The 9,327-nt window shown below is 75.0% G+C and carries 8 protein-coding genes; 4 read left to right on the top strand and 4 right to left on the bottom strand.

Features of this window, described 5'->3' with window-relative positions:
* Nucleotides 1–204: 204 nt before the first annotated feature.
* The gene (locus ACFU74_RS33840; RefSeq protein WP_380763820.1) at nt 205–1,785 is read left to right on the top strand and encodes an APC family permease; all 1,581 of its coding nucleotides are present in this window, start codon (nt 205–207) and stop codon (nt 1,783–1,785) included.
* Between the two features lie 28 nt (nt 1,786–1,813).
* Here ACFU74_RS33840 and ACFU74_RS33835 read toward each other — a convergent pair whose 3' ends face one another.
* From ACFU74_RS33835 to ACFU74_RS33820, 4 genes are all read right to left on the bottom strand, one after another.
* Nucleotides 1,814–2,569, bottom strand: a complete 756-nt coding sequence (locus ACFU74_RS33835; RefSeq protein WP_380763818.1) for a DUF2470 domain-containing protein — start codon at nt 2,567–2,569, stop codon at nt 1,814–1,816.
* A 187-nt stretch (nt 2,570–2,756) separates the two neighbouring features.
* Nucleotides 2,757–3,164 (bottom strand): RidA family protein, encoded by a 408-nt coding sequence (locus ACFU74_RS33830; protein ID WP_380578178.1) that lies wholly within the window; start codon nt 3,162–3,164, stop codon nt 2,757–2,759.
* A gap of 48 nt (nt 3,165–3,212) precedes the next feature.
* Entirely contained in the window at nt 3,213–3,983 is a 771-nt protein-coding gene (locus ACFU74_RS33825; protein WP_380763816.1) for an IclR family transcriptional regulator, read from the bottom strand.
* Complete coding sequence (locus ACFU74_RS33820) at nt 3,980–5,266, bottom strand: sugar kinase (RefSeq protein ID WP_380763814.1); 1,287 nt, start codon at nt 5,264–5,266, stop codon at nt 3,980–3,982. The genes ACFU74_RS33825 and ACFU74_RS33820 overlap by 4 nt, the downstream gene beginning before the upstream one ends.
* Nucleotides 5,267–5,447: 181 nt before the next feature.
* Between ACFU74_RS33820 and ACFU74_RS33815 the strand changes: the two genes are divergently transcribed.
* From ACFU74_RS33815 to ACFU74_RS33805, 3 genes are all read left to right on the top strand, one after another.
* Nucleotides 5,448–6,755, top strand: coding sequence for an alanine racemase (locus ACFU74_RS33815; RefSeq protein WP_380763812.1), 1,308 nt, complete (start codon nt 5,448–5,450; stop codon nt 6,753–6,755).
* Nucleotides 6,755–8,383 (top strand): amidohydrolase family protein, encoded by a 1,629-nt coding sequence (locus ACFU74_RS33810; RefSeq protein ID WP_380763810.1) that lies wholly within the window; start codon nt 6,755–6,757, stop codon nt 8,381–8,383. Before ACFU74_RS33815 ends, ACFU74_RS33810 begins: the two co-directional genes overlap by 1 nt.
* 142 nt (nt 8,384–8,525) lie before the next feature.
* Entirely contained in the window at nt 8,526–9,179 is a 654-nt protein-coding gene (locus ACFU74_RS33805; protein ID WP_380763808.1) for a bifunctional 4-hydroxy-2-oxoglutarate aldolase/2-dehydro-3-deoxy-phosphogluconate aldolase, read from the top strand.
* Nucleotides 9,180–9,327: the final 148 nt, after the last annotated feature.

Raw genomic sequence — 9,327 nt, 5'->3', positions numbered from 1 at the left:
CCTTCCTCGCGAGCCGGGCCGGCCGTCGTCGTGGCCGGCCCGACTCGAACGGGGCGCGGCGTGGTCGAACACGGCGTCAACCGGGCGGTGGTGACGCCGGGTCGGCCCGTTTTGCGGCCGGTGCGGCGGGCCCGGATGCTGTCGGGCAGTCATCGCCCGGCCGGTCCGGCGGGCGGCACAGCCACGGCGGGTGAAGGAGGCCGGATGGCCGTCCAGCGCGGGGACACGGGGCAGCGGTCGGGGGCGGGTCCTGAACCGGGCGCCGCGCCGGGAGCGGGGGTCGACCGGCTGAAGGCGGACTCGGTCGGTCTGGCGGGCGTGGTGTTCATGGCGGTCGCCACGGCGGCGCCGATCACCGCGATGACCGGCAACCTCCCGATCGTGGTCGGCCAGGGCAACGGCGCGGGCGCGCCCGCCGCGTACGTCTTCGCGACCCTGGTGCTCACCGTGTTCTCGGTCGGCTACGTGGCGATGGCCCGTCACCTCACCGCCGCCGGGGCGTTCTACGGCTACATCTCGCACGGGCTGGGCCGGGTCGTCGGGATGGCCTCGGGGCTGCTGGCGGTGCTGGCGTACATCGTCTTCGAGGCGGCGGTCGTCGGCTTCTTCGCCTACGCGCTGCGCGGGCTGGTCGCGGCGCAGCTGGGGGTGGAGCTGCCCTGGGGCTGGTACGCGGCGCTGGGGCTGCTGGTGATCGGGGTGATGGCCTGGTTCGACCTGCACCTGACCGCGCGGGTGCTCGGGGTGGCGCTGGTGCTGGAGGTCACCGTGCTGGGCGCCGTCTCGCTGGCGGTGCTGTTCACCGGCGGCGGGCCGGACGGGATGGTCGGGGAGGCGCTCGATCCGCTGAACGCCTTCCGCGGCGTGGGTTCCGGCGGGGGCGCCGGGCTGGGGCTGTTCTTCGCGTTCTGCTCCTGGGTCGGCTTCGAGTCGACCGCGATGTACGGCGAGGAGTCCCGTGATCCCAAGCGGGTGGTACCGAGGGCGACGCTGATCTCGGTGATCGGGGTCGGACTGTTCTACGTCTTCGTCTCCTGGATGATCGTCTCCGGCAACGGGGCCCGGCACGCGGTGGACGTGGCCGACGGACTGGTCCCCGGCAAGGACGGCAACAGCCTGTTCTTCGACCCGCTCGGCGCGCACTTCGGGGGTTGGGCGGTCACGGTGTTCCAGTGGCTTGTGGTGAGCGGATCGTTCGCCTGCGCGATGGCCTTCCACCAGTGCGCGGCCCGGTACCTGTACGCGATCGGGCGCGAGGGGTTCATCCACCCCGCGCTCGGGCGGACCCATCCGCGGCACGGCTCGCCGCACATCGCCTCGCTCGCCCAGTCGGTGATCGGGGCGGCGCTGGTGGCCGGGTTCCTGGCGGCCGGCATGGACCCTTACACGCACCTCTACACGCTGCTGGCGCTGCTCGGGACGATGGCGATCCTGATCGTGCAGACGCTCTGCTCGTTCGCCGTGGTCGGCTGGTTCCACGTGCAGGGCCGGCATCCGGAAACCGGGCACTGGTTCCGGACGCTGGTCGCGCCGCTGGCGGGCGGGGTGGCGATGGCGGGGGTGGTGGTGCTGCTGGTGGTCCACCGGGACGCCGCCGCCGGGGCGGCCGCCGGCACCCTGCTCTTCCGGCTGATCCCGTACCTGGTGGTCGGCACCTTCCTGGGCGGGATCGCGCTGGCGCTGTGGATGCGCGCCCGCCGGCCGCAGCGGTACGCCCGGATGGGGCGGATCGTCCTGGAGGACGCGGCGGAGCGCGCCGACGACGGGGCGCCGGTGGGTGCTTGACGGTCGGTCGGCGGGTTCGTCGGGTCCGTCAGCGAAGCCGGGGCAGGCGGGCGGGCAGCGTCTGCTCGGCGGCGGTCAGCAGTTGGTGCACCCGGTGGCCGAACTCGTCGGCGTCGCGGGCCGGTTCGAGGAAGACCAGGCGGACGTCGCGGTGGCCGTGCGGGTGGTCCAGGCGGAGCACCAGGCCGTAGCGGTCGAGGGCGAGCGGGCGGACGGCGGGGGACTCGACGAGCAGCGCCGGGTCGAGCAGCCGGGTGAGCGCGGTGAGCGCGTCCGGGTGGTCGTCGGCCAGGTGGGTGAGCAGGCCGGCCTCGAAGCGGGCCAGCGGGTCCGGGGCGGCGGCCGCGAGGTCGTCGCCGGTGATCGCGGTGGTGCCGTACGGGGTGGAGAGCACCGCGTGGGCGACGTCCAGGCGGAGGTGGACGCTGAGGCCGTCGTCGGCGAGGTGGGCGAGGTGGAGCCGGCCGGCCAGGGTGAGCCGGCCGCGGACCCGGTCGCGGACGGCCACCGGGGCGATGTCGGTGAGGTCGAGCACGACCGGCAGGCCGTCCTGCTCGCGGGCGGCGGCGACGGTCAGCGGGGCGTCGAGCGGGGCGCGCAGCCGCAGCCGGGAGCCGTGCACCGAGACGGGGGTGGTGAGCTCGTGCTGTTCGCCGCAGGTCCGGAGGACCACCGAGGAGGTGGCGGTGAGCAGGCTGCCGATCCGTTCGGCGGCGCTCGGCTCGGGGGTTGCGGCGGTCTCGGCGGCCGTGGCGGTCTCGGCGTCGTGGGGGTGCGGGCTCATGGGTTCGGGACCTCCGGCGGGCTGCCTGCCTGTTGGTTAGGTGAGCCTAACCTAATCAGTTGTGTGAGGGAGGGCAAGGCGCCGCCGCCGGGGCGGATGCGAAAGGGCCCGGACGCGCGGTCCGGGCCCCGGGTTCCGCCGACGGGTTCCCCGAGGGGGGTTCCGCCGACGGGTTCCGTCGTGGAGGTCAGCCGATGACGGCCTGGGCGTCGATCTCCACCAGCATCGGCTCCTGCGGCAGCTCGACGAAGATCGTGGTGCGGCAGGGCTTCACGCCGCCCGGCTTGACGTTCTCCTCGATGAACGCGGCGTAGACCTCGTTCATCAGCGGGAAGTCGGCGCGCTTGGTGAGGTACACGCGGAACATCACCACGTCCTCGATGGTGGCGCCGCCCGCCTCGACGATCGCCTTGACGTTCTCCAGCGTGCGCCGGGTCTGCGCCTTCACGTCGCCGTGGTACAGGTACTCGCCGGTGGCCGGGTCCTGCGGGCCCTGGCCGGAGACCTGGAGGATCGGGCCCTTGCGGACGCCCTGGGAGAACATCCAGGCCGGGGCGGGGGCGCCGTCGGTGCGGATCTCGGTCTTGTCGCTCATGCGGGGTTTCGCTTCCTCGGTGGGGTGCGGTCGGGGGTGGTTCGGCAATCAGGGGTGGTTCGGCAATCCGGGGTGGTACGGGACCTGGCCGCAGTCGGTGGAGATCGCCCGGGTGGTGGCGAGGAGCGCCGGCAGCAGCTCAAGCACCTGCTCGTAGGGCAGGACGACGTCCGGGACGGAGATCGAGGCGGCGGCGACCACCCGGCCGCTGGCGTCCCGGATCGGCGCGGCCACGCAGTTGATGAACGCCTCGTGCTCGGCGTGGTCCTGCGCCCAGCCCTGGGCGGCGACCTTCTCCAGCTCGGCGAGCAGCGCCTCGGGCGTGGCCAGGGTGCGGGGGGTGTGCGGGACGAAGTCGATCCCGGCCACCACCCGGCGCCGCTCCGGCGCGGGCAGGTCGGCGAGCAGCACCTTGGAGACGGCGGCGCTGTGCAGGGCGGCGCGCAGGCCGATCCGCGAGTACATCCGCACCGGGTGACGGGAGTCGTACTTGTCGATGTAGACCACCTCGCCGCCCTCGTACGCGGCCAGGTGCACGGTCTGGCCGGTGGCGGCGTTCAGCTCGGCGAGGTGCGGGGCGGCGATCCGGCGCACCCCGCGCTGTTCCAGGGCCAGGCCGGAGAGGGCGAACAGCCCGGCGCCCAGGTGGTAGCGGTAGCCCGCGTCCCGGTAGACGAATCGTTCCTCTTCGAGGGACTGGAGCAGTCGCAGCACGGTCGTCTTGTGCACGCCGAGCACCTCGGCCAGCTGGTCCAGGGAACGCTCACCCTCGCCGAGTTCGGCGAGGATGCGCAGGGCGCGGGTGACGGTCTGGCTCATGGTGCTCCAAGGGCCGGGGCGGCGGCCGGTCGAGGGTCGGCGGCACCGCCCCCGGTGGCGGCGGTCGCCGTGGTGTGCACGGGGGCGGTCGGTGCGGGCAGGACAGGAGACACGATGCCATCCGCGGAGATCCGGGTGGCCGCCCAGTCCTCGGGCGCGGCGTCGAGCAGCGCCTCGACCACCTCGGCGGGAGGCAGCTCGGCCTGGTCGCCGTGGGCGGTCAGCGCGCAGGCCGCGCTCAGGTGGCCCAGCCGCAGGCGGCGCCGCTGGTCCAGGCCGCGGACGGTGCCGGCCAGGTAGCCGGCGGCGAAGGCGTCCCCCGCGCCGGTCGCCTCGACCACCTCGACGGCGAGCGCGGGCTCGGAGACGGTGGCGCCGTCGCGCTCGACCGCGGTGACCAGCCGGGCGGCGTCCTTGACCACGACGGTGGCGGGTGAGGGGAAGCGCCGGCGCAGTTCCAGCGGGTCGCCGGTGCCGAAGGCGGTCTCGGCCTCGTCGGCGCCGAGCAGCAGCAGGTCGGCGGCGTCCAGCAGCGGCGGCAGCACCGAGGGGTCGCGCTCGCGCCAGAGCGCGGGGCGCCAGTTGAGGTCGAAGCTGACCAGCCGGCCGGGGCGGCGGTCGGCGAGCAGGGCGCGGAGCAGGGCGAGGCAGTCGTCGGAGAGGGCGGCGGTGATCCCGGACAGGTGCAGCAGCCGGGCCCCGGCCAGCAGCCGGGCGGCGGCCGGGTCGTCCAGCAGGGCCGGGGAGAGGGCGGCGGCCGCCGAGCCGCGCCGGTGGTAGTGCAGCCGGCTGCGGCCCGGGCCGAGGTCGTGGCGCTCGCCGGTGCTGCCGCCGACCTCCTTGAGGTAGAGGCCGGTCGGGCGGTGCGGGTCGACGGCGACCGCCGAGACGTCCACCCCGCGGGCGGTCAGTTCGCCGAGCAGCCGGCGGCCGAAGCCGTCGTCGCCGACCCGGCTGATCCAGGCGCTCGGCACGCCCAGGGCGGTCAGGGCGCCGGCCACGTTGGACTCGGCGCCGCCGACCGAGAGGCTGAAGTGCTCCACGGACTCCAGCGGTCCGGGTCGGTCCGGGAGGAGGACGGCCATCGACTCGCCGACGCAGACGGCCAACGGGCTCCCCGCGGGGACGGCGGGGGCCGGGGGTGTGGCGGTGGCGGGGCCCGTTCCGGGGGCTCCGGCGGAGGACGCCGGGCCGGTCGCGGACGGGTCGGTCGCGGACGGGGCGGCCGTCGGACGGCCGGGCAGCGGGGTGCCCGGGCTCGCGGCGGCGTCCTGGCGTGGCATCTGCTGGGCTCCTCGGAGTGCTGCGGCCCGGCCGGGGTGGGGGGTGCTGTGGCGAGCCTGCCTGACCCGCGTGCTGCGGGCGGCTGTCGTTGACCTTCGTCCGGCGCCGATGCTAGAACCGTGCTGCCAGCATGTGCAACCCTCATTGCGCATGTTGCAACATGGCAGATGGAGGAAGACGGTGGACCAGACCTTCGCAAGCAGCGGCACCGGCCCCGGGCTCGACACCGGCAAGGTGGCCGCCCTGGCCGAGGAGACGCTCGACTGGCGCTTCAAAGCGCTGCCACCGGCGGCCGCGGGCCTGACCGTCCGCCGGTACCTGGCCACCGGCCCCACCCTCGCCGACCTGGGCACCCCGCTGCTCACCCTCGACGCGGGCGCGCTCGACCACAACCTGCGCACCATGGCCCGCTGGTGCGCCGAGGCCGGCGTGGCACTCGCCCCGCACGGCAAGACCACCATGGCGCCCGCGCTCTGGCAGGCGCAGCTGGCCGCCGGAAGCCACGGCATCACCCTCGCCAACCTGCCGCAGCTGCGGGTCGCCCGTGCCTTCGGCGTGCGCCGGGTGCTGCTGGCCAACTCGCTGCTCGACCCGGCGGGCCTGCGCTGGCTGGCGGGCGAGCTGGCCGCCGACCCGGACTTCGCCTTCGCCTCCTGGGTGGACTCGGTCGAGAGCGTCCGGCTGATGGACGGGGCACTGCGCGCCGCCGGCGCCGAGCGCCCGGTCGAGGTGCTGGTCGAACTCGGCGGCCCGGGCGGCCGCACCGGCGCGCGCACCGTCGACGCGGCGGTCGGGATCGCCGAGGCCGTGCGGAGCGCGCCGACCCTGCGGCTGGCCGGCATCGGCGGCTACGAGGGCGCGCTGGCGCACGACGCGAGCGAGGGCGGCCTCGCCGCCGTACGCGGCTACCTGCGGTCGCTGGCCGAGCTGCACGGGCGGCTCGCCGGCCGGTACGCGGACGGGTCCGCGCCGGTGGTGACGGCCGGCGGCAGTGCCTACTTCGACCTGGTGGCCGAGGAGTTGGGCGCCCTGCCGGAGGCCTTCGTGGTGCTGCGCTCGGGCGCGTACATCGCGCACGACGACGGCTTCTACCGGGGCATCTCACCGCTCTCCCGAGGCGCAGGGCGCGACGGGGGCGCCCTGCGCTCCGCGCTGCACGGCTGGGCCCGGGTGGTGTCCCGGCCCGAGCCGCAGCTGGCGCTGCTGGACGCCGGCAAGCGCGACCTGCCGTTCGACGAGGGCCTGCCGGAGCCGCAGTTCGTGCGGGGCGGCGCGGAGCTGACCGGCACGGCGGCACGGATCACCGCGCTCAACGACCAGCACGCCTTCCTGTGCGACGCGGGCGACCTCGCCCCGGTCGGCGCGGTGCTGCGGCTCGGGATCTCCCACCCGTGCACCGCCTTCGACAAGTGGGCGCTGATCCCGGTGCTGGACGACGCCTCGGCGGCCGAGCCGAAGGTCACCGGGCTGGTCAGGACGTTCTTCTGATGAGCGGCACGCACAGCGACGTCAAGGGCACGGTGTTCCGGGGCGCCACGGTCGTCGACGGGACGGGCGCCGGACGGTACCGGGCGGACGTCCGGATCGCCGACGGGGTGATCGTCGAACTCGGCGACTCGGTCGGCGGGGCGGCCCGGACGGTGGACGCGGATGGGCTGGTGCTCGCCCCCGGGTTCATCGACATGCACGCCCACTCCGACCTCGCCCTGCTGAACGAGCCCGAGCACCCGGCCAAGGTCACCCAAGGCGTGACCTGCGAGGTCCTCGGCCAGGACGGCCTGTCCTACGCGCCGGTCGACGACACCACGCTGCCCGCGCTGCGCCGCCAGATCGCCGGCTGGAACGGCGACCCGGCCGGCTTCGACTGGGACTGGCGGACCGTCGGCGGCTACCTGGACCGGCTGGACCGCACCGGCCCCGCCGTCAACGCCTGCTACCTGGTGCCGCACGGCTCGCTGCGGATGCTCGCCATGGGCTGGGAGAACCGCGCCCCGAGCGAGGCCGAACTCGACCGGATGCGCGAGCTGTTGGCGCAGGGCCTGGCCGAGGGCGCGGTCGGCATGTCCAGCGGCCTGACGTACACCCCCGGGATGTACGCCGGAACCGAGGAACTGGTGGAGCTCTGCCGGGTCGTCGCCGGGTACGGCGGCTTCCACGCACCGCACCAACGCTCCTACGGCGCCGGCGCGTTGGAGGGGTACGCGGAGATGGTCGAGATCGCCCGGCGGTCCGGCTGCCCGCTGCACCTCACCCACGCGACCATGAACTTCGGCGTCAACCAGGGCCGGGCCGGCGAACTGCTGGCCCTGGTCGACCGGGCGCTCGACGAGGGCGTGGACCTCACCCTGGACAGCTACCCCTACCTGCCCGGCTCCACCACCCTGGCGGCACTGCTGCCCGGTTGGGCCACCGAGGGCGGCCCGCAGGCCACGCTGGCCCGGCTCGGCGACCCGGCGGCGCGCGAGCGGATCCGCTACGAGGTGGAGGAGAAGGGCAGCGACGGCTGCCACGGGGTGGTCACCGACTGGGCCACCATCCAGCTCTCCGGCGTCGGTTCGCCCGGCCTCGCCGACGCGGTCGGCCGCACCGTCGCCGAACTGGCCGCCGAACAGGGCCGCACCGGCACCGAGGTCTTCCTCGACCTGCTGATCCGCGACGAGTTGGCCACCACCATCCTCCAGCACGTCGGCCACGAGGAGAACGTCCGGGCGATCATGCGCCACCGAGCGCACACCGTCGGCAGCGACGGGCTGCTGGTCGGCGCCCGGCCGCACCCGCGCGCCTGGGGCACCTTCCCGCGCTACCTGGCCCGCTACGTGAGGGAGTTGGGCGTGCTGACGCTGGAGGAGGCGGTCGCCCGGATGACCGGCCGACCGGCCGCCCGGCTGCGCCTGCACCGGCGCGGGCGGATCGCCGCCGGGTACCACGCCGACCTGGTCCTGTTCGACCCCGAACGCGTCCGGGACACCGCCACCTTCGAGCAGCCCAGGCGGGCCGCCGCCGGCATCGAGCACGTCTACGTGAACGGCACCGCCGTCGTCGAAGGGGGCCGCGCCACGGGTGCGCGCCCCGGCCGGGCGCTGCGCCGGACCGGGCGGGGGGCCGAGGCCGTATGAGTCCCGAGCCGCGATCCGAGCAGTGGCCCGAGCCGAGGTCCGAGTCCCACGACGTCGAGTGCCCCGCTTCCGTGAATCCCAGTGAATGGATGAAAGCCCCGTGAATTCGAACCCCGTGAACCCGAACCCGAACCCGAGCCCCGTGAACCGGAGGGCCTCCGTCGAGGCCGTGGTGGGGGAGGCCCGCAGCGCGCTCGCAGCCGAACCGGTGATCGCGGTCGTCCGCGCCCCGCGGATACCGGACGCCGCCGCGCTCTGCGCCGCGCTGGCGGAGGGCGGCATCACCTGGACCGAGTTCACCTTCACCACACCGGATGTGACGACCCATCTGCGCAAGGCCGCGCAGGCCGGCTACCGGGTCGGCGTCGGCACCGTGCTCACCGCCGAGCAGGCCGAGAGCGGGCTCGCCGTCGGCGCGTCGTTCCTGGTCACCCCCGGACTGCGGCCCGAGGTCGCGGACGCCGCGCACGCGGCCGGGGTCCCGGTGGTGCTCGGCGCGCTCACCGCGACCGAGGTGGCCCAGGCGGTGGACCTCGGCGCCGCCGCCGTGAAGATCTTCCCCGCCCGGGCCTTCGGCCCCGGCTACTTCAAGGACCTGCGCGGCCCCTACCCGGACGTCCCGCTGGTCGCCTCCGGCGGCGTCAACGCGGGCAACGCGGCGGAGTTCCTGGCGCACGGCGCGCTCGCGGTCTGCGCCGGGACGGACGTGGTGGCACCGGACGTGGTCGCGGCCGGGGACTGGGCCGAGATCACCCGGCGGGCGCGGGCGTTCACGGAGGCCTGCGCGGTCCGCTAGCGGGCGTGCCCGGCGGCCGGCCCCACCTCGCGCGGTCGCCGGAACTGCTCGGGCGCCATGAAGGGCGGCGTACCGATCAACCTCCCGGTCTCGGTGCGCAGTTCGCTGTCCATCGGCCGGGAGATGCCGAAGTCGATGACCTTCGGTC

This window comes from Kitasatospora sp. NPDC057500, from assembly GCF_042802195.1.
GTDB lineage: Bacteria > Actinomycetota > Actinomycetes > Streptomycetales > Streptomycetaceae > Kitasatospora.
Note: the sequence above shows the minus strand (reverse complement) of the source record. Positions and strands in the feature narration are given on the sequence as shown.